This window comes from Actinokineospora auranticolor (genome assembly GCF_041897805.1).
In the GTDB taxonomy this organism is placed as follows: Bacteria; Actinomycetota; Actinomycetes; order Mycobacteriales; family Pseudonocardiaceae; genus Actinokineospora; species Actinokineospora auranticolor.
On record NZ_CP154825.1, the window covers coordinates 7,020,939 to 7,040,979 of the forward strand.

The window sequence follows — 20,041 nt, forward strand, 5'->3', positions numbered from 1 at the left end:
GGCTTCGTCCCGCCCGGCGCTAGTTCTTGGTGGTGCGGCGGAAAAGTTTGTTGCCCAGCCAGACAATGGGGTCGTACTTGCGGTCGGCGACCCGTTCCTTCATGGGGATCAGGGCGTTGTCGGTGATCTTGATGTGTTCCGGGCAGACCTCGGTGCAGCACTTGGTGATATTGCACAGGCCCAGGCCGTTCGCCTCCTGCGCGGCGGGCACCCGGTCGGCGGTGTCGAGGGGGTGCATCTCCAACTCCGCGACCCGCATGAGGAAGCGGGGGCCGGAGAAGGATTCCTTGTTGTCCTCGTGGTCACGGACGACGTGGCAGGTGTTCTGGCAGAGGAAGCACTCGATGCACTTGCGGAACTCCTGGGACCGCTCGACGTCGACCTGCTGCATGCGGTAGTCGCCGGGGGCCAGGTCGGCGGGTGGGGTGAAGGACGGGATCTCGCGGGCCTTGGTGTAGTTGAACGACACGTCGGTCACCAGGTCGCGGATGACCGGGAAGGTGCGCATCGGCGTCACCGTCACGGTCTCGTCCTCGGTGAAGGTGGACATCCGGGTCATGCACAGCAACCGGGGCCTGCCGTTGACCTCCGCCGAGCACGAACCGCACTTGCCCGCCTTGCAGTTCCACCGCACCGCCAGGTCCGGGGCCTGGGTGGCCTGCAACCGGTGGATGATGTCGAGGACGACCTCGCCCTCGTTCACCTCGACCAGGAAGTCGTGCAGCTCGCCGGACTCGGCGTCGCCGCGCCAGACCTTGAACTTCGCCTTGTAGGCCACCTCAGTCCCTTCGTCCCGGATGCGCGCCCAGCTCACCGTCGGTGTAGTACTTCTCCAGCTCGGCGAGCTCGAACAGCTCCAGCAGGTCCTGCCGCAGCGGCTCCTGCTCCTGGCGGGTGACCGCGACGTCGGGCACGGTGGCGTCGCCCTCGGTGGAGCAGACCAGCAGGGTGTTGCGCCACTGGGCGTCCAGCATCGGGTAGTCGTCGCGGGTGTGGCCGCCGCGGCTCTCGGTGCGGGTGAGCGCCGCCTTGGCCACGCACTCGCTGACCAGCAGCATGTTGCGCAGGTCGATCGCCAGGTGCCAGCCCGGGTTGAACTGCCGGTGGCCCTCGACGGTCACGTTGCCGATCCGGGCCTTGATCTCCTGCAGCGTCCGCAGCGCCTGCTCGATCTCACCGGCCTTGCGGATGATGCCGACCAGGTCGTTCATCGACTGCTGCAGCTCGTTCTGCAGCGTGTACGGGTTCTCCTCGACGCCGTTGGCGGGCGGGTCGAACGGGGCCAGCGCCAGCCGGGCCGCTTCGTCCACATCGGACTGTGCAACCGCGGGCCGGGATGCCAGACCCTCCACGTAGGACGCCGCGCCGAGACCCGCGCGGCGGCCGAAGACCAGCAGGTCCGACAGCGAGTTGCCGCCGAGCCGGTTGGAGCCGTGCATGCCGCCCGAGCACTCACCGGCGGCGAACAGGCCGGGCACGGTGGCCGCGGCGGTGTCCGGGTCGACCTCGACGCCACCCATCACGTAGTGGCAGGTCGGGCCGACCTCCATCGGCTCGGCGGTGATGTCGACGTCGGCGAGTTCCTTGAACTGGTGGTACATCGACGGCAGCCTGCGCCGGATCTCCTCGGCGGGCAGGCGGCTGGCGATGTCCAGGAACACGCCGCCGTGCGGGGACCCGCGACCGGCCTTGACCTCGGAGTTGATCGCGCGCGCCACCTCGTCGCGGGGCAGCAGGTCCGGGGTGCGGCGGTTGTTCTCCTGGTCGGTGTACCAGCGGTCGGCCTCCTGCTCGCCGTCCGCGTACTGCCCCTTGAACACGTCCGGGACGTAGCCGAACATGAACCGCTCGCCGTCGGAGTTCTTCAGCACGCCGCCGTCGCCGCGCACGCCCTCGGTGACCAGGATGCCCTTCACGCTGGGCGGCCAGACCATGCCGGTGGGGTGGAACTGGACGAACTCCATGTTGATCAGCGTGGCGCCCGCGCGCAGCGCCAGCGCGTGCCCGTCGCCGGTGTACTCCCAGGAGTTCGACGTGACCTTGAACGACTTGCCGATGCCGCCGGTGGCCAGCACGACGGCGGGGGCCTCGAAGAGGATGAACCGACCGGACTCGCGCCAGTAGCCGAACGCGCCCGCGATGCGGCCGTCGTCCTTGAGCAGCTCGGTGACCGTGCACTCGGCGAAGACCTTGATCCGGGCCTCGTAGTCGCCGGACTCGCGGAAGTCCTCCTGCTGCAGCGACACGATCTTCTGCTGCATGGTGCGGATCAGCTCGAGGCCGGTGCGGTCGCCGACGTGCGCCAGGCGCGGGTAGGTGTGGCCGCCGAAGTTGCGCTGGCTGATGCGGCCGTCGGCGGTGCGGTCGAACAGGGCGCCGTAGGTCTCCAGCTCCCAGACCCGGTCCGGGGCCTCCTTGGCGTGCAGCTCGGCCATCCGCCAGTTGTTCAGGAACTTGCCGCCGCGCATGGTGTCGCGGAAGTGGACCTGCCAGTTGTCGTTGGAGTTGGCGTTGCCCATCGACGCCGCGCAGCCGCCCTCGGCCATCACGGTGTGCGCCTTGCCGAACAGGGACTTGCACACCACGGCGACCCGCAACCCGCGCTGGCGCGCCTCGATCACCGCCCGCAACCCGGCGCCCCCCGCACCGATGACCACCACGTCGTAGGAGTGGCGCTCGACCTCGGTCATGTGTTCCTCTCGATGTAGCTGACTAACCGCTTCTAGAAGAAGCGCAAATCGGGGATGGCCTCGCTGGCCACGAGCATCACGTAGAGGTCGGTGAGGACCAGCGTGCCCAGCGTCGTCCAGGCCAGTTGCATGTGGCGCACGTTCAGCTTGGAGATGAGGGTCCAGGCGCGGTAGCGCACGGGGTGCCGGGAGAAGTGCTTGAGCCTGCCGCCCGCGATGTGCCTGCACGAGTGGCACGAGAGGGTGTAGGCCCAGAGCAGCACCACGTTGGTGAACAGGACCAGGTTGCCCAGGCCGAGGCCGTGGGTGAGGGCCGCGACGGCGTCGTAAGTATTGATCACCGAGACGAGCAGCGCCACGTAGAAGAAGTAGCGGTGCGCGTTCTGCACGATCAGCGGCAGGCGGGTCTCCCCCGAGTAGGACCCGTGCGGCTCGGCGACCGCGCACGCGGGCGGGCTCTGCCAGACCGAGCGGTAGTACGCCTTGCGGTAGTAGTAGCAGGTCAGGCGGAAGCCGAGGAGGAACGGCAGGGCGACGAAGCCCAGCGGGATCCAGCCGGGCAGCTCCGGTAGCGGAGTGCCGAAGTGGCTGGATCCCGGCAGGCAGGACTCGCTCAGGCAGGGCGAGTAGAACGGGGTCAGGTAGCCGTAGTCGGCGACCCAGTACCACTTGCCCATGAAGGACCGGACGGTCGCGTAGACCACGAAGGTCAGCAACCCCAGGTTGGTCATCAGGGGCGGGAGCCACCACCGGTCGGTCCGCAGGGTGCGCGCGGAGATGCTCGCCCGGTTGGGGGCGCCTACGCCTGACGTCATCGCTTCCTCTGTTCTCGGGCTAGCGCTGGTAGCCGCCGACTCCCTCGTCGTCGGCGCCGTGCCAGAGCTGGGGGTCGTACGGGGTGTCCGGGATGACCACGATCTCGGCGTCCTCGGCCCGCCTGGGCACCGGCGCCGACGGCGTGGTCGTGAAGTCGGCGGCGTCGATGTCGATGCGCTCGATGTCGTTCACCAACCGCTGCACGGCGGGGACGTCGCCGTACCGCGCCCGCAGGGCGCCGACGCACTGCCGCAGCTGACCGATGGTCCGCCGCAGCTCGCTGATCTCCGTACTCGACATGTCGCACCTCCGTACTCCGGTCCGTTCGCGGGTCGTGTCCGTGCGTAGCCGCCGCCCAGGACCGAACACCGCTCGTCGCCGACTGTGCCTTGCGACGGCAGATGTGACAAGTACCACATGAGGTGCGTCGATGGGTGATCGACCCTTGCCAACCCGTGGTCAAGTGCTGTGATTTCGCGCACACGAGCCCGAGGGGTGGACACTGTCGGTGCTGGTGAAACCGTTGCGCGATAAGGGAAGTGCGGAGAAACGATCGGGTGTGAGACTGACCACTGTGGTCAGCTCTCAAGGTCGTCCGACGACGGTTGAGCACGCATTCTCGACGGCCGAGAAAAGCCCTTGGGAAGACCCCAGCGAACCGCTGGCGATCACGGAGTGTGATCGCCAGCTGTCCCGGTGGTTAGCAGTCCGGGTCGTCTTCGGGGGCGTCGAGTTCGGTGCGGACGACCCGGTAGGCCATGCCCTCGCCGTAGCCGCGCCGGGCGAGCATGGCGACCAGGCGGCGGATCTTGACCTGGTCGTCGAGGTTCCGCATGGTGCCGAGCTTCTTGCGCACCAGGGCGGCGGCGCGGTCGGCCTCGGCGTCCGAGTCGACGGCGGCGACGGCCTCGGCCACGACCTCGGCGTCGACGCCCTTGCGGCGCAGCTCGGTGGCCAGGGCGCGGCGGCCGAGACCGCGGTGGGCGTGCCGGGAGCGGACCCAGGTCTCGGCGAAGGCGGCGTCGTCGATCAGACCGGCGGCGGCGAACTTGTCCAGGACGGTCTCGGCGACGTCGTCCGGGATCTCCTTGCGCCGCAGGGCCTGCGCCAGCTCCAGGCGGGTGCGGTCGCGGGCGGCCAGCAACCGGTAGCAGACGTCCCGGGCCGTGGCCGCCGGGTCCTGCTCCGCGTCCCCGCGCCGCCGCCGCTCCCCGGGCGGGGCCTCGGCATCGTCGTTCGACGACCGCCGGGAGCGACGCCCTCCACGGGACCCGGCACCCGCCGGATCGCCTGTGGACTCCCGCCGCCCAGGTCGCGACCGGGTGGCACCGGTCTCGGTTGAGCCGTCGTCATCCGGCGACCCGACCTCCGGAGGTGTGTCGGGCCGGGGGCTGCCGGACGCACGCGCCCCACGGCCCCGCTTCCCGCCGGAAGGCTCCGGTTCTCGCCGCCGCTCCAACGATTCGAGACGTTGCCGAGCGGCGGCCACCGGATCGGCCACCGCCTCATCCGAGGACTTCCAGCGAGCTCCGGCACCATCGAGGGCAGGCCCCGATGCCTCAGCCTCGGGGGCACCGCTCCCTGCGGGCGAGAGGTCGGACTCGTGCGGACCACCACGCTGCCCGGAACCGGACCGGGGAATTTCCCTTCGCCGGTCCAACGATTCGAGGCGCTGGCGGATGGCGGCGACCGGATCGTCGGCGTTCGCTGTCTTGTCCGAGAACTTCTTCCGTGACCGGCCGCTGTCGGGGGCGGCGGCCGGTAGCTCGGCTTCGTGCGTGCCGTCCGGCGCGATCGGGTTGCGGTCTGGCTTGCGCGAACGGCTGCTGTGCTTGGTCGGAGTGGGCTCGGGAGCCCACCAGTCTTGCTGCTGGGCTGTCGGTTCCGGCCGGTTCGACCGCTCGACGGCCGCGCTCGCCGCAGGTGTCGGATCGTCCTTTTCGGACTTGTCAGGGGTGGGGCGAGGATCGGTGTCCTCGCCCGTTCCCACGTCCGCACCGTCGTCCGGAGTGGACCAGGCGATCGGGGTGGGGGCGGTGGGCGGGGTGTCCGCCCACCAGGTGCCCGGACCGTCCACCGCGGAACCACCGGTTCCGCCGTCCGGCCCGGGCTCGTGCCACCACCGCGGCGCTGGGTCCGGCTCCGGCATCAGAACTCGACGGGTGCCGGGGCGGTCTCGTCGGCGTCGAGCTTGGCGCCGATGCCCAGCTTCTCCTTGATCCGCTTCTCGATCTCGTCGGCCACGTCCGGGTTCTCCAGCAGGAACTTGCGGGCGTTCTCCTTGCCCTGGCCCAGCTGGTCGCCCTCGTAGGTGTACCAGGCGCCGGACTTGCGCAGGATCGCCTGCTCGACGCCCATGTCGATGAGCGAGCCCTCGCGGCTGACGCCCTTGCCGTAGAGGATGTCGAACTCGGCCTGCTTGAACGGCGGGGCGACCTTGTTCTTCACGACCTTGACCCGGGTGCGGTTGCCGACCGGCTCGCCGCCGTCCTTGAGGGTCTCGATGCGGCGCACGTCGAGGCGGACCGAGGCGTAGAACTTCAGCGCCTTGCCACCGGTCGTGGTCTCCGGGGAGCCGAACATCACGCCGATCTTCTCGCGCAGCTGGTTGATGAAGATCGCGGTGGTGCCGGAGTTGTTCATCGCGCCGGTCATCTTGCGCAGCGCCTGGCTCATCAGCCGGGCCTGCAGGCCGACGTGGTTGTCGCCCATCTCGCCCTCGATCTCGGCGCGGGGCACCAGCGCGGCCACCGAGTCGATCACGATGATGTCCAGCGCACCGGAGCGGATCAGCATGTCCGCGATCTCCAGCGCCTGCTCGCCGGTGTCCGGCTGGGAGACCAGCAGCGCGTCGGTGTCGACGCCGAGGGCCCTGGCGTACTCGGGGTCCAGCGCGTGCTCGGCGTCGATGAACGCCGCGATGCCGCCCGCGCGCTGGGCGTTGGCCACCGCGTGCAGGGCGACGGTGGTCTTACCGGAGGACTCCGGGCCGTAGATCTCGACCACGCGGCCGCGCGGGAGACCGCCGATGCCGAGGGCGACGTCCAGGGCGATGGCGCCGGTCGGGATGATCGCGATCGGGGCCCGGCCCTCCTCGCCCAGGCGCATCACGGAGCCCTTGCCGAAGTTCTTGTCGATCTGGGCAAGGGCGAGCTCAAGCGCCTTGTCCCGGTCGGGTGCTGCGGCCATCTTCGATCCACCTTTGGTCTGTTTCGTGCTCACGAGGTGCACGCTACGGGCAGGGACCGACGATTGTCGGCGGGCACCGCCGGTCTGTGGACAAACGGAGCCTGTGTGGATGGCAGGGTAGCGAACACGTGTTCGAGCCGCGCGACCGACACGCCGCCGGCGCGGTCAGCGCCGCTCGGGCGGTACCTCGAACGCCTCGCACACGGCCTGCCAGATCTCCTTGGTCGGCAGCCCCGCGTCGAGCGCTTGGTCGACGGTCCGGCCGCCGAGGGCGGCGAAGACGTGGTCATGGGCGATGGTCTCGGCGCGCTGGTCGCCGAACTCCTCGGCGAGCCTGGCCCGGAAGGCGGTAATACGCATCGGGAGCAGTCTAAGCACAGGGCAGAATCGGGCTATGACGTCTACCGAGAGCCTGCTGCTGGACATCGTGGTCGTCGCCGGTCTGGTGGCGGCCGTGGTGGTGAGCCTGATCGCGCTGCGCAACAACCGCAAGCGCTAGGTGCCCGGCAGCACGTTGGCGACGAAGTAGTCGGCCAGCGCGTCCGGGGTGAACTTGTCGTCGTCGCGCGGCCTACTACGGGTGATCCACCCGACCAAGGGCCGGTCTTGCACGGTGAAGACCAGCACGCCGCTGCTGCTGCTCACGCCCGCGCGGAAGTAGCCGCCCAGACCGTTGCCGCGCCAGTCTGCGCGCACGTGGTCGCCCTCTGTCATGTCGCCGAGTTCGGCTTCCAGGAGGCTCTCCACCTCGTCCTGGGAGCTCAGCTGCGCGTAGCTGACGCTGTAGGAGCCCTGGAGCGCGCAGGTGACGTCGGCGGGTTCGCCGCCCGCCTGGCACTTGTTGTTGTCGGCGATCGTGCCCGCGAGCTGGCGCAGGCAGGCGGTGAAGCCCGTGCCGTCCTTGGTGCCCTCGGTCTGGCAGGACTCCGCGCTCGGCAGGCTGTCCGAGCTGGTCATGAGGTAGATCCCGGTGGCCGCGGCGAGCACCAGGACCACGGCGGCGGCGGCGATGAACGGCAGCGCGCGGCGGCTCTTGTGGGCCTCGGGGCGGCGCGGTGTCGGGAAGTTGCTTTGCAGCGGACCGGTGTAGGTGGCGGTGCTCGGGAAGTTCCCCGTCACCGGCGGCGCCGGGATGTGCTGCTGCTGCGGCGTTACCGGGTTGAGCTGCGGAGGCGGTATCGGGTTGGGCTGGGAGGGCTGGGCCACCGGGGCGGCTCGGTTGGCGCTGTCGTAGCTGACCAGGTGCGCGCCCAACGCGACGGCCGTCTCGGGCTGGTCGAGGCTGACCGGCACGACCCTCAGCTGCTCGGCGAGCAGGGTCGCGACCAGGGGGATCCGACTTGAGCCACCGACGAGGTAGATACCGGCGAGCCTGTCCGGGGTAAGACCGGTCGCGCGGATCGTGCCGCTAAGAAGCTCGACGCTGCGAAGAAGACTCGGACGGATAAGAGCTTCCAACTCGGTCCGCGTGACCAGCACGTCGTCGAAGGGCACCGGCATCGGCACCTCGGTCTGCGGGTGCCGGGACAGTGCTTCCTTGGCCCCCCTGACGTCTTCTTGGAGCGCTCGGCGGGACCGGCGGTCGGCCGTGCTCTCGGGGCGTAGTAGGTGCTGCCAGGCCCGCGGGTCGCGGTGCGAGACCGACCGGCCCACGTGCTCCATCAGCGCTTGGTCGACGTCGACGCCGCCAAGGTCTGGCAGACCGTTCTCGGCCAAGACGGAGAACCCACCAGGGTTGGCACCGACCACGGCCACGTCGAAGGTGCCCGCACCGAGGTCGTAGACCGCCAATGCCTGACCGGGGTGCAGGGTGTGGCCAAGAGAGGTGAAATGCGCCGCTGCGGCGACCGGCTCGGGCACCAGCACGACCGAACCGATACCAACCTGTCGAGCCGCGGCGAGCAGCACGTTGCGCCGCACCGGCCCCCACTGCGCGGGGTGGGTCAAGCGGACCTCGTCCGGCTGACCACCGCCGAGCTGGCGGGAGATCTCCTTGAGCACGTGCGCGAGGATCGCCGCCAACGCCTCGGTGACGGGCACGACGACGTCGCCGAGCAGCAGCGTGCCCTCGTCGACGCGGCGCTTGGGGTTGGGCTCGAAGCGCGCCGGGTCCAGCCGCGCCCGGCGCTCGGCCTCACGGCCGACGACCAAGCCGCCGTCCTCGCTCGCGTAGACCGCTGACGGCATCGTTGTGGCGCCGTCGACCTCGACGACCCTCGGCGCCCTACCATGCGCGGACAGCACCGCGACGGTGTTGGACGTGCCTAGATCAATGGACAACACCCGCACGGGGTTACTACCTCCCAGTGACTACCCGCGACCTGCGCGTCACGCGTCGCCGGTGGGCATCACGTGCTTCTTGAAGTAGTCCACCATCCCATCGGGCGTACCGCCGGACAGGTCCGCGACAATGCCCACGACGGGCGCGTCCTTCACGGTGAACAACAACAACGCGGCGCCGCTATCTGTCCCCACCGCGTAGTAGGTGCCCGATTTGCCACCGCCGTTCCAAGCGTCGGATTTGGTTTCCGACATGGAGAAGCCGAGTTGGCCGATTACCTCGTCGACGCTCTGCTTGGCCTGATCGGCGCTGGCGAAGTGCCCGTAGACGATGTAGTTGCCATCGACCTGGCAGGTGGCCATGTCGGCGCCCGGGGTGGACTGCGTCTTGCCGCTGAGCTTCATGCCGGTCGTGCAGTTCTCTTGGGCGATGGGCCCGGCCAGTTCCTTCGTGCACGGGGTGAAGCCGTGGGAGTCGACCGTGCGATCGCTGCAATCGGCCTTGAGCCCACCCTTACCCGACATGACGATGATGGTGCTGACCACGCCGATGACCACTACGGCCACGATCGCGGCGGCGACGTACCAGGGCCGGTTCGAGCCGCGCCTGGCGGGCGCGGGGGTCGGCACGTGGTGGATCACCGGGGTCGGCACGGACGGCGGGTTCTGCACCGGCGTCGGCATCGAGGGCGGGTTCTGCGGCGAGGGGATCTGCGCGACCTGCGGCGGGGTCTGCACCGGCACCGGGCGCGACGGCGGGCCGACCACGTGCTGCGGGTGGGTGCCGGGGTACTGCTGCACCGGGATGGGGGCGCTCGGCGGGTTCTGCGTCGGCGGCGCCGGGGTGAAGCTGCTGTTGCGGGGCACCATGGCCTGGCTGCGCCGGACCGCGTCGATGGTGTTGGACATGTCGCCCGTGCGCATCGTGATGCCCTCTTGCGGCACGTGGTGCGCGCCGAGGGCGACGGCGGTCTCGGGCTGGTCGAGGCTGGTGGGCACGACCCGCATCTGCTCGGCGATCAGGGTCGCCACCAGCGGGATGCGGCTGGAGCCGCCGACCAGGTAGATGCCCGCGAGGCGGTCCGGGGAGAGGCCGGTCGCGCGGATGGTGCCCGCGAGGAGTTCGACGCTGCGGAGCATGCCGGGGCGGATGAGCGCCTCCAGCTCGACGCGCGTGACGAGCACGTCGTCGAAGGGCTCGGGGAGGGGGACCTCGGTCTGGGGGTGCCGGGAGAGGGCTTCCTTGGACGCCTTCACGTCCTCGCGCAACGCGCGCTGGGCGCGGCGGTCGCCGGTGGACTCCGGACGTAAGAGGCGTTGCCAACCGGCGGGGTCGCGGTGGGAGATCTGACGACCGACGTGCTCTAAGAGGGCTTGGTCGACGTCAAGACCACCGAGGTCGGGCAGACCCGCCTCGGCCAAGACGACGAAGCCGTTCTGCGTGGCGCTCACGATCGCCACGTCGAAGGTGCCCGCGCCCAGGTCGTAGACGGCCAGCGCCTGGCCGGGGGCCAGGGTCTGCCCGGGGAACGAGGCGAAGTGCGCGGCGGCGGCGACCGGTTCGGGCACCAGGACCAGGTTGGAGCCCATACCCGCCTGCCGGGCCGCGGACAGCAGCACGTTGCGCCGCACGGGGCCCCACTGCGCGGGGTGGGTCAGCCGGACCTCGTCGGGTTTCTTGTTGCCGAGCTGGCGGGAGGTCTCGTCGACGACGCGCCGCAGCACCCCGGCGAGCGCGTCGGTGACCGGCACCACGGCGTCGCCGAGCAGCAGCGTGCCCTCGTCGACGCGGCGCTTGGGGTTGGGCTCGAAGCGGGAGGGGTCGAGGCGGGCGCGGCGCTCGGCGTCGCGGCCGACGACCAGGCCGCCGTCCTCGCCCGCGAACACGGCCGAGGGCATCATCGACGCGCCGTCGACGTCGACCACCCGGGGTGGGCGGCCGTGCGCGGACAACACGGCGACGGTGTTCGACGTGCCGAGATCGACCGACAGGACGTTCACTGCTCTCCCCTCAAACAACAACCCCGACCCTGCTTCCCCCAGGGTGTCGTCGCAGATGCTCCCATGCGCGATACGCCCTGTGGGTCCGGTCTCCCAGATCGGCCGCCCCGCCGAACCGCCGAACCGGGTGCCCCACCGTACCCAGGAGTGGACCACGGTCCCAGGGCGAACACCGTGAGGTCCCGGGTGGACACTCCCCGCGATGATCGCGAGTTGTCCACATACACCGGATTCGTCCACCGGAACGGCGGTGGCGTGGAAGTGTCGGACACCAGGGGTAACCATGGGGTCGTGACCGATGACGTGCTCGACCTCTTCACGGCCCCGACCAGGCAGTGGTTCAGCGGGGCCTTCGCCGCGCCCACCGCGGCCCAGGCCGGTGCCTGGCGCGCGGCGGCGGCGGGCGAGCACGCGCTCGTGGTGGCGCCGACGGGCTCCGGCAAGACGCTGGCGGCGTTCCTGTGGGCGTTGGACCGGTTGGCCGCGGAAGGCGTCCCGGAGGACGCCAAACGGCGGTGCCGGGTGCTGTACGTGTCCCCGTTGAAGGCGTTGGCCGTGGACGTCCAGCGGAACCTGCGCGCGCCGCTGGCCGGGATCCGGCAGGCGGCGCACCGGCTGGGGGTGTCCGAGCCGGACATCACCGTCGGCACGCGCACCGGCGACACCCCGGCGGAGGAGCGGCGGTCGTTCGCCAGGACACCGCCGGACGTGCTGGTCACCACGCCGGAGTCGCTGTTCCTGCTGCTCACCTCGGCGGCCCGGGAGTCGCTGCGCGGGGTGCGCACGGTGATCGTGGACGAGGTGCACGCGGTGGCGGGCGCCAAGCGCGGGTCGCACCTGGCGCTGTCGCTGGAGCGGTTGGACGCGCTGCTGGAGCGGCCCGCGCAGCGCATCGGTCTGTCCGCGACGGTGCGGCCGGTGGAGGAGGTGAGCGGCTACCTCGGTGGCGGGCGACCGGTCACTCTCGTTCAGCCGGAGATCGGCAAGACGGTGCTGATCCGGGTGGAGGTCCCGGTGGCCGACATGGCGACCCTGAGCGAGGGTCCGGCCGCGCCGGTCGACCCGGACTCGCCGGAGCCGCCCGCGCAGGCCTCCATCTGGCCCAAGGTGGAGCAGCGGGTGTTGGAGCTGGTGCGCGCGCACCGGTCGACCATCGTCTTCGCCAACTCGCGGCGGCTGGCCGAGCGGCTGACGGCCCGGCTCAACGAGCTGGCGGCCGAGGAGAGCGAGGTGCCCACCCGGTTCCCGGCCCAGGCGATCGGGCAGTCCGGGCTGACCACGATGGTCGAGTCGGTGGTGGCCAGGGCGCACCACGGGTCGATGTCGCGCGAGCAGCGCACGCTGGTGGAGGAGGACCTCAAGTCGGGGCGGCTGCCGTGCGTGGTGGCCACCTCGTCGCTGGAGCTGGGCATCGACATGGGCGCGGTCGACCTGGTGGTGCAGGTGGAGGCGCCGCCCACGGTGGCCTCGGGGTTGCAGCGGGTGGGCCGGGCCGGGCACCAGGTGGGCGCGGTCTCGCAGGGGGTGATGTTCCCGAAGTTCCGCGGCGACCTGGTGTCGTGCGCGGTGGTGGCGGAGCGGATGGCGCAGGGCGCGATCGAGGCGGTGCGCTACCCGCGCAACCCGCTGGACGTGCTGGCCCAGCACGTGGTGGCGATGGTGGCGCTGGAGCCGTGGACGGTGGACGGGCTGGCCGCGCTGGTGCGCCGGGCGGCGCCGTACGCGGCGCTGCCGGACTCGGCGCTGCACTCGGTGCTGGACATGCTGGCGGGCCGGTACCCGAGCGAGGAGTTCGGCGAGCTGCGGCCGCGGATCACCTGGGACCGGATCACCGGCGAGCTGCGCGGCAGGCCTGGGGCGCAGCGGTTGGCGGTCACCTCCGGCGGCACCATCCCGGACCGCGGGCTGTTCACCGTGATGACCCCGGCGGACGAGCGCGGCGCGGGGTCGCGGGTGGGCGAGCTGGACGAGGAGATGGTCTACGAGTCGCGGGTGGGCGACACGTTCCTGCTCGGCACGTCGTCGTGGCGGGTCCAGGACATCACCCACGACCGCGTGATCGTCACCCCTGCGCCGGGGGAGCCCGCGCGGATGCCGTTCTGGAAGGGCGACGCCCCCGGCAGGCCGCTGGAGCTGGGTCGGGCGCTGGGCGCGTTCCTGCGTGAACTGTCCGCTTCGGACGAACCGGCGGCGCGGTCGCGGGCGGCGGCGGCCGGGTTGGACGAGTGGGCCGTCGACAACCTCTTGGCGTACCTGGGTGAGCAGCGCGAGTCCACCCGGCACGTGCCGGACGACCGGACCGTGCTGGTGGAGCGGTTCCGCGACGAGCTGGGCGACTGGCGGCTGGTGGTGCACTCGCCGTTCGGGGCGCAGGTCAACGCGCCGTGGGCGCTGGCCATCGGGGCGCGGCTGCGGGAGCGGCGCGGGGTGGACGCGCAGATCGCGCACGCGGACGACGGGATCGTGGTGCGGTTGCCGGACGCGGTCGACGACGCCGGTCAGGAGGTGGTGGCCGGGATCGAGGACGTGCTGCTGGACCCGGACGAGGTCGAGCAGGTCGTGGTGGCCGAGGTGGGTGGCTCGGCGCTGTTCGCGTCCCGGTTCCGCGAGTGCGCGGCCCGGTCGCTGCTGCTGCCCCGGCGCGATCCCCGGCGCCGGACCCCGTTGTGGCAGCAGCGGCAGCGGTCGGCGCAGTTGCTGTCGGTGGCGGCGAAGTACGAGCGGTTCCCGGTGGTGCTGGAGGCGATGCGCGAGTGCCTGCAGGACGTCTACGACGTGGCGGGGCTGCGCGAGCTGATGTCGGACGTGCGGGCCCGGCGGGTGCGGGTGGTGGAGGTGGAGACGCCGTCGGCGTCGCCGTTCGCGCGCAGCCTGCTGTTCGGGTACGTCGGGATGTTCCTGTACGGCACGGACGTGCCGCTGGCCGAGCGGCGGGCGGCGGCGCTGTCGCTGGACAGCGCGCTGCTGGCCGAGCTGCTGGGCTCGGAGGCGATCCGGGAGCTGCTCGACCCCGAGGTGCTGGCCGAGGTGGAGCGGTCGCTGCAGCGGCTGGACCCGCAGCGGCACGCCCGGCACGCCGAGGACGCCGCCGACCTGTTGCGGTTCTTGGGAGACCTGTCGGTGGCGGAGGCCGCCGAGCGCGGGGTGCGGCCGGAGTGGTTGGCGGAGCTGGAAACCACGCGCCGGGTGCTGCGGGTGCGGATCGCGGGCGAGGAGCGGTTCATCGCCATCGAGGACGCGGGCCGGGTGCGCGACGCGTTGGGCACCGCGCTGCCGGTGGGGGTGCCGGAGGCGTTCACCGAGCCGGTGGCCGACCCGGTCGGCGACCTGCTGGCCCGCTACGCCCGCACGCACGGGCCGTTCCCGGCGGCCGAGGCGGCGGAGCGGTTCGGGCTCGGCGTCTCGGTGGTCACGGGTGTGCTGGAACGGCTGGCGGGCGCGGGTCGGTTGGTGCGCGGGGAGTTGCGGCCGGGCGGGACCCACACGGAGTACTGCGACGCGGAGGTGCTGCGGCGGCTGCGGCGCACGTCGCTGGCCCGGCTGCGGGCCGAGGTGGAGCCGGTGGAACCCGCCGCGCTGGGGCGGTTCCTGCCGAGCTGGCACGGGATCGGGCGGCGGTCGCGGTCGGCGCCGACGGCCGACGACGTGCTGACGGTGGTGGAGCAGTTGGCGGGCGCGCCGCTGCCCGCGAGCGCGGTGGAGTCGCTGGTGCTGCCCGCGCGGCTGCCGGGGTACGCGCCCGCGCTGCTCGACGAGCTGACGGCGGCGGGTGAGGTCACCTGGTGCGGGTCCGGGTCGCTGGCGGGCGGGGACGGGTGGGTGGCGTTCGCGCCGACGGACGTGGCCGACCTGCTGCTGCCCGAGGTGGAGGAGGCGGTGCCGGACACGCCCCTGCACACCGCCGTGCTGTCCGCGCTCGACGGTGGGGCGTTGTTCTTCCGCCAGGTCGCGGACCGGGTGGGGGCGCAACTGCTCGACGGGGGCGCGGAGGCGCCCGGCGACCAGGACGTGGTGACCGCGTTGTGGGACCTGGTGTGGGGCGGGCTGGTCACGAACGACACCATCGCGCCGTTGCGGGCGTTGGTGGTGGGCAAGGGAGCCGCGCACAAGCCGCGGCGGTCGGCGCCGCGCGGCCGGTACGCGCGGCTGCGGACGGCCCGCCCCGCGATGCCGAGCCGTAGTGGGCCGCCGACGGTCGGTGGGCGGTGGTCGCTGGTGGTGCCGCGTGAACTCGACCCGACGCGGCGGGCGCACGCGCGCGCGGAGGCGTTCCTGGAGCGGCACGGCGTGTTGACCCGTGGCGCGCTCGACACCGAGCGGGTGACGGGTGGGTTCAGCGGTATCTACAAGGTGTTGCGGGCGATGGAGGAGTCCGGCCAGATCATCCGCGGGTACGTGGTGGAGGGGTTGGGGGCTTCGCAGTTCGCGGCTCGTGGTGCCGTGGACCGGCTTCGCGCCGTGTCCAAACAGGACTCTCTACCTGAAGAGCCGCGCCTTGACCCGTCCGTGGTGGCTCCGGGCTGGCCCACCCCGGCCGCGTTGCTGCGCGGCGGACCGGCACCACGGGAGCGGGTGGACACCGCCGTGATCCTCGCGGCGGCCGACCCGGCGCAGCCCTACGGCGCCGCGCTGGACTGGCCGGATCCGGTCGGCGAGGGCAAGCACCGGCCGGGCCGGAAGGCGGGCGCGCTGGTGGCGTTGGTGGACGGTGTCCCCGCCCTCTACGTCGAACGCGGCGGCCGAACCCTGCTGTCCTTCACCGACGACGAGCCCGCGCTCCGCGCCGCGGCCCGGGGATTGGTCCGCGCCGTCCAGGATGGCTGGCTGGGCTCCCTGTCGGTCCGCAAGGCCGACGGCGAGGTGGCGCTGACCTCCACCCTGTCCGGCATCCTCCGCGACGCGGGTTTCCAGGCCACGCCCCAGGGCTTGCGGCTGCGGTCATGACCGGAATCGCGAGGAGCACAAGGACTCCCGCGCCCCGGCGCGCCGACGTTCGTGACCGGTGCGGTCAGCGGGAGGACAGGACGCAGAACTCGTTGGCCTCGGGATCGCGGAGGACGTGCCAGGTGACGTCGGGGCCCTGGCCGATGTCGGCGGGGGTGGCGCCGAGGGCGCACAGGGCCTGGACGATCTCGGTCTGCTCATCGCCCGGTTCACCCGCGACCTCGAGGTGGAGGCGGTTCTTCGCGGTGTGCGGCGTCTCGCCGCGCAAGAACTCCAGCCACGGGCCGTGGCCCGGCAGGGCGCGCAGGGTGGCGAAGGCGGGTTCGTCGCGGACGATGCTCCAGTTGGTGGCCGCGGCCCAGAAGTTGGCCTGGGCGCCGGGATCGGCGGCGTCGACCACGATCGCGGCGACGCGGCCGGTGTCGGCGTACTCGGGGCGGGGTTCGAGGACGCAGAACTCGTTGCCCTCGGGGTCCCGCAGCACCACCCAGGGCACGTCGCCCTGCCCGATGTCGGCCCGGGTCGCGCCCAGCAGCTCGGCCCGGGCCACCACCGCGTCCTGGTCCGGCAGGGAGGAGCTGGACAGGTCCAGGTGCACCCGGTTGCGGGTCGTCTTCCGGTCGGGCACGGGCACGAAGGTGAGGCCCAGTCCCGCGCCGTCCTGGTCGGGGGCGACGAGGTCCACCTCTTCCTCGTTGGCGAGGGTGATCTCCCAGCCGAGCAGGTCCGCCCAGAACCGGGCCAGCCCGGCCATGTCCCCCGCGTCCCACCCGACACTGACCAATCGCGACGCCATGCGCCCACGCTAGTGCAGGGCGCGGCTCCGGACGTGACGAACCCGCGCAACGCTTCCGCGGTCGTGGGATCGCTGGTGTGTCACGGGTTCCGGCGGTAGACGGCGAGCACGCGGTGGTTCGAGTCGAAGAGGGTCAGGACGTCTCCCGTGACGGTGTAGGTGGTCGCGGTGGTCACGGCCGCCCCGACGTCGGGGCCGCATCCGGGGGGCGACGCGCCGTCGATGCCGGTGGCGGTGAAGGCGTCGCCGGGGGAGGTCACGTAGGTGCCCGATGTGGGCGAGCAGGGGTCGTCGGTGGTGTACCAGCGGCCGTCGGGGGTGAATTCGACCGCGAGGCCGGGGCGGGATGGCACCGACTGGTGCGCGGTCTTCCCGGCGGAGTCCGCTGCCGCGTGCGAGACCGGTCGCCACGAGCCGACCAGCGACTTGGCGGGTGCGGGTGAGCCCGCGGCCGCGACCGTACCGCTCTCGGACGCCTGGAAGCCCGTGGCCCGCGCCAGCAGGACACCGCCCCCGCCGAGCACGACGACGGCCGCCGCGACCAGGACCCGGCGGGTGCGCCTGCGGCGGACGAGGTGGTGGACGTCGGCGAGCAGCCCCGCCGCGTCGGGCGCGTGGGTGGCGCCCTCGGCCAGGGTCTCCCGCAGCCGCCGTTCGGTGTCGCTCACGGGCTCGGCTCCTTCTCCTCGTCCCCGACCGTCCACGACGACCGCAGCGCCGCCAACGCCCGCGACGCCTGGGAGCGCACGGTGCTCTCCGCGCACCCCAGCAGCTCGGCGATGGCGCGGTCGTCGCAGTCCTCGTAGAAGCGGAGCACCAGCACCGCCCGCTGCCGGGGCGGCAGGGTCGCCAGCGCGCCCCAGGTCCGCGCCCGCTCGGCCACCCCCTCGGCGTGGTCGGCGGCGCTCGCCGCCCCGAACCAGCTGTCCCCCGGCTCCACCGGCAACTCCGTGCTGGACCGCCGACGCCGCCAGTCCAGGTGCGCGTTGACCAGGATGCGTCGCAGGTAGGCGTCCGGCCGGTCGGCGGCGCGCACCCACCGCCACCGCCCGTGGGCCTTCAGCAGCGCGGTCTGCACCAGGTCCTCGGCCAGGTGACGGTCCCCGGTGAGCAGGTAGGCGAACCGCAGCAGCGCCTGTCCCCGGTCCCGGACGTACTCGTCGAAGGTCATCCACCACCCTTTCGCCGCTCCCCCTACGACGAGGTGACCCCACCCGTCCGCTGCGCCCGCCCGGCAACGACTCGGTCTCGAACCGGTCGCCTGGCCGGACCAGCCGGGCGGTCAGGTGCGGACGCGGGCGGGCAGGAGGCGGAACTCGTTGCCCTCCGGGTCGGCGAGGGCGAGTTCGGTGCGGGTGGCGCCCAGGTCGACGAGGTGGGCGGCGTCGCCGTCCAGGGAGGTGGCGGCGAGGTCGAAGCGGACCCGGTTCGGGGCGCGCTTGGTCTCGGGGACGCGCAGGAACTCGAGCCACGGGCCGCCGTCCTCGGTGGCGCGCAGGGCCGCCGAGTTCTCGTCCCGGTGCAGCAGGGGCCAGCCGGTGGCGGCGGACCAGAAGGCGGCCAGGGCGGTCGGGTCGGCGGCGTCCACGACGATGGCGGCGAGGGGACCCGTGCGCTGGTAGATGTCGTTCGGCTCGAGGATGCAGAACTCGTTGCCCTCGGGGTCGCGGAACACCGTCCACGGGACGCCCGGGCCCTGGCCGACGTTCACCTCGCGCGCGCCGACGTCCGCCGCCAGCGAGGTGAGGACCTGGTACTCGTGCGGGCTCTCGGTGGCCAGGTCGAGGTGCACGCGGTTCTTGGCCGCCTTGGGCAGGACCGCGGGCGTGAACAGCAGGTCGACACCGCAACCGCCCAGGTCGGGGGCCACCAGGTGGTAGCTGCCGTCGCGGCAGGCCGTGGCCGTGCCGCCCAGCATGATGTACCAGAACTGGGCGGAGGCCGCCGGGTCGCTTGCGTCGATGACGAGGCTCGCCAACCGGGTGGACATATCCGACACGGTAGTCCCCTTCGCCGGGGCTCCCGCGACCGTGGTTTTCCCACCGGCCGAAACCGGACAGAAGGTTCAGCGGGTGGCCAGCCGCAGCAGCGCCCACAGCTGGGTCAGCGCGTCGAGGTCGCCGCTGCGGTCGATGCGGTCGCCGAAGACCGGGCTGCGGCCCCACAGCCACAGGTAGAGGTCCCGGGGCGCGGCCGTGATGGTGGCCGACGCCGTGGGCGCGACCAGCGGCGACGCCGGGGTGGCGACGGTGCGCTCGGTGCTGACCTCCGCCAGCCAGGTGTGGCCCGCGGCGCGCACGGCGACCGTGGCCTGCCGGGTGCCGGAGACGCCGAGGGCGGCCAGCCGGTGGGTGAACCACAGGGTCAGCGCCTCGTCCACGCCGTCCACCGCGACGTCGTCGCCGATCTCGGTGATCGGGCCGCCGACGGCCGACTGCACGTCCACGCGGTGCACGGTGGCCTCGTGGGCCATGCGCCTGCGCCAGAAGCAGTACGTCTGGTCGTGCGGGTGCCAGGTGGGGCACGGCGCGTCGGGGCCGTGCGCGGCCAACTCCCCCAGCAGCGACCGCAGGCCGTCGCGCAGGTAGTGCTCGACCGGTTCGCCGTCGAGCGGCTGGCGCTGCCAGCGGGTGGGGCGCTCGCCGGTGCGGATCCAGGTGACGACCATGCGGTAGACGCTGCCCACGTGGCGGGCGGTCTCGCCGACCGTGAGCCCCGGGCAGCCGGGGACCGGTTGGTCGTGGTCGGTGTTCTCGGCCGTGGTCGCGATCAGCGCAGTCTCCGCCTCCAGCACGTCGAGCAGTCGGTCCGGGTCGATCAGCGGTGTCAGCGCGGTCACCGCCTGCTGCCGTGCACCGCGCGGTGCACGAGGTCGAGGAACTCGGCGGTCTGGCGGTGCAGGTCGTCGGCGGCGCGCGGGCCGACGCGGCTGGTGATCCCCGCCTGGACGGCGGCGCGGGTGGCCGAGCAGGAGGCGAAGAACGCCGCCCACTCGCGCATCTCCGGCGCCACCGACGACATCAGCGTCCACACGCTGGTCGGCTTCGCGCGCCCCCGGTGCGGCCTGCCGCGCAGCGCCAGCATGGCGGCCGCCGCGCGCAGCGCGCACAGGTAGGACTCGGTGAACCGGGCCGCCGGGGCGGCGTCGACCTCGATGGCGGCGAACCCCCGCTCGGCCTGCCGCAGCAGGGACACCGCCGCGGCGGGCGGTGCCTGGACGGGGAAGTCCAGCGTGCTGGTCATCGGGGCCTCCTCGCGTTCGGGACGTCACGGGCGGACGACAGCGCGCCGAGGGGAGCCGGCGTTCGCCCGGTGGTGAGGCGCT

At 72.2% G+C, this 20,041-nt stretch carries 15 protein-coding genes and 1 pseudogene; 1 reads left to right on the top strand and 15 read right to left on the bottom strand.

Annotated features, from left to right (window positions below; all coding sequences use genetic code 11):
- Positions 1-19 precede the first annotated feature (19 nt).
- From V5P93_RS30445 to V5P93_RS30485, 9 genes and pseudogenes are all read right to left on the bottom strand, one after another.
- Positions 20-778 carry a succinate dehydrogenase/fumarate reductase iron-sulfur subunit gene (locus V5P93_RS30445; RefSeq protein ID WP_104482080.1) on the bottom strand — a complete coding sequence of 253 codons (759 nt, stop codon included), beginning with the start codon at positions 776-778 and terminating at the stop codon, positions 20-22.
- Position 779: 1 nt separating this feature from the next.
- A complete protein-coding gene (locus V5P93_RS30450; protein WP_104482081.1) occupies positions 780-2,690 on the bottom strand; it encodes a fumarate reductase/succinate dehydrogenase flavoprotein subunit in 1,911 nt (636 codons plus the stop codon).
- Positions 2,691-2,722: 32 nt separating this feature from the next.
- Positions 2,723-3,505, bottom strand: a complete 783-nt coding sequence (locus tag V5P93_RS30455) for a hypothetical protein (protein ID WP_104482082.1) — start codon at positions 3,503-3,505, stop codon at positions 2,723-2,725.
- Between the two features lie 19 nt (positions 3,506-3,524).
- On the bottom strand, positions 3,525-3,806 hold the full coding sequence (locus tag V5P93_RS30460; protein WP_104482083.1) for a hypothetical protein: 282 nt from the start codon (positions 3,804-3,806) through the stop codon (positions 3,525-3,527).
- A 400-nt stretch (positions 3,807-4,206) separates the two neighbouring features.
- Positions 4,207-4,671, bottom strand: a pseudogene (locus V5P93_RS30465) (regulatory protein RecX); the annotation flags it as partial.
- Between the two features lie 983 nt (positions 4,672-5,654).
- Positions 5,655-6,695, bottom strand: a complete 1,041-nt coding sequence (recA, locus tag V5P93_RS30470; protein WP_104482085.1) for a recombinase RecA — start codon at positions 6,693-6,695, stop codon at positions 5,655-5,657.
- Positions 6,696-6,860: 165 nt separating this feature from the next.
- The gene (locus V5P93_RS30475; protein ID WP_104482176.1) at positions 6,861-7,055 is read right to left on the bottom strand and encodes a DUF3046 domain-containing protein; all 195 of its coding nucleotides are present in this window, start codon (positions 7,053-7,055) and stop codon (positions 6,861-6,863) included.
- Positions 7,056-7,190: 135 nt separating this feature from the next.
- A complete protein-coding gene (locus V5P93_RS30480; protein ID WP_104482086.1) occupies positions 7,191-8,984 on the bottom strand; it encodes an Hsp70 family protein in 1,794 nt (597 codons plus the stop codon).
- A 39-nt stretch (positions 8,985-9,023) separates the two neighbouring features.
- Entirely contained in the window at positions 9,024-10,976 is a 1,953-nt protein-coding gene (locus V5P93_RS30485) for an Hsp70 family protein (protein WP_104482087.1), read from the bottom strand.
- A 291-nt stretch (positions 10,977-11,267) separates the two neighbouring features.
- Here V5P93_RS30485 and V5P93_RS30490 point away from each other — a divergent pair, with 291 nt between their 5' ends.
- Positions 11,268-15,920: an ATP-dependent helicase gene (locus V5P93_RS30490; protein WP_104482088.1), complete on the top strand. Its 4,653-nt coding sequence runs from the start codon at positions 11,268-11,270 to the stop codon at positions 15,918-15,920.
- Positions 15,921-15,984: 64 nt separating this feature from the next.
- On the opposite strand, the gene V5P93_RS30495 is transcribed toward V5P93_RS30490, so the two are convergent.
- The 6 genes from V5P93_RS30495 to V5P93_RS30520 all read right to left on the bottom strand — a co-directional run bounded on the left by V5P93_RS30495 (position 15,985) and on the right by V5P93_RS30520 (position 19,959).
- Positions 15,985-16,716 (bottom strand): VOC family protein, encoded by a 732-nt coding sequence (locus V5P93_RS30495; protein ID WP_104482089.1) that lies wholly within the window; start codon positions 16,714-16,716, stop codon positions 15,985-15,987.
- Between the two features lie 80 nt (positions 16,717-16,796).
- Positions 16,797-17,384: a hypothetical protein gene (locus tag V5P93_RS30500; RefSeq protein ID WP_104482090.1), complete on the bottom strand. Its 588-nt coding sequence runs from the start codon at positions 17,382-17,384 to the stop codon at positions 16,797-16,799.
- The gene (locus V5P93_RS30505; protein WP_104482091.1) at positions 17,381-17,887 is read right to left on the bottom strand and encodes a SigE family RNA polymerase sigma factor; all 507 of its coding nucleotides are present in this window, start codon (positions 17,885-17,887) and stop codon (positions 17,381-17,383) included. The genes V5P93_RS30500 and V5P93_RS30505 overlap by 4 nt, the downstream gene beginning before the upstream one ends.
- A gap of 111 nt (positions 17,888-17,998) precedes the next feature.
- Complete coding sequence (locus tag V5P93_RS30510; protein ID WP_104482092.1) at positions 17,999-18,706, bottom strand: VOC family protein; 708 nt, start codon at positions 18,704-18,706, stop codon at positions 17,999-18,001.
- Between the two features lie 75 nt (positions 18,707-18,781).
- Positions 18,782-19,555, bottom strand: coding sequence for a maleylpyruvate isomerase family mycothiol-dependent enzyme (locus tag V5P93_RS30515; protein WP_245931627.1), 774 nt, complete (start codon positions 19,553-19,555; stop codon positions 18,782-18,784).
- Positions 19,552-19,959, bottom strand: coding sequence for an SAV_6107 family HEPN domain-containing protein (locus V5P93_RS30520; RefSeq protein ID WP_104482093.1), 408 nt, complete (start codon positions 19,957-19,959; stop codon positions 19,552-19,554). Before V5P93_RS30520 ends, V5P93_RS30515 begins: the two co-directional genes overlap by 4 nt.
- Positions 19,960-20,041: the final 82 nt, after the last annotated feature.

Bases quoted from the DNA above. Each gene is read 5' to 3' on its own strand.
- V5P93_RS30450 (WP_104482081.1), bottom strand. From the start codon at position 2,690: ATGACCGAGGTCGAGCGCCACTCCTACGACGTGGTGGTCATCGGTGCG.
- V5P93_RS30455 (WP_104482082.1), bottom strand. From the start codon at position 3,505: ATGACGTCAGGCGTAGGCGCCCCCAACCGGGCGAGCATCTCCGCGCGC.
- V5P93_RS30460 (WP_104482083.1), bottom strand. From the start codon at position 3,806: ATGTCGAGTACGGAGATCAGCGAGCTGCGGCGGACCATCGGTCAGCTG.
- recA (WP_104482085.1), bottom strand. From the start codon at position 6,695: ATGGCCGCAGCACCCGACCGGGACAAGGCGCTTGAGCTCGCCCTTGCC.
- V5P93_RS30475 (WP_104482176.1), bottom strand. From the start codon at position 7,055: ATGCGTATTACCGCCTTCCGGGCCAGGCTCGCCGAGGAGTTCGGCGAC.
- V5P93_RS30495 (WP_104482089.1), bottom strand. From the start codon at position 16,716: ATGGCGTCGCGATTGGTCAGTGTCGGGTGGGACGCGGGGGACATGGCC.
- V5P93_RS30505 (WP_104482091.1), bottom strand. From the start codon at position 17,887: ATGACCTTCGACGAGTACGTCCGGGACCGGGGACAGGCGCTGCTGCGG.
- V5P93_RS30510 (WP_104482092.1), bottom strand. From the start codon at position 18,706: ATGTCCACCCGGTTGGCGAGCCTCGTCATCGACGCAAGCGACCCGGCG.
- V5P93_RS30520 (WP_104482093.1), bottom strand. From the start codon at position 19,959: ATGACCAGCACGCTGGACTTCCCCGTCCAGGCACCGCCCGCCGCGGCG.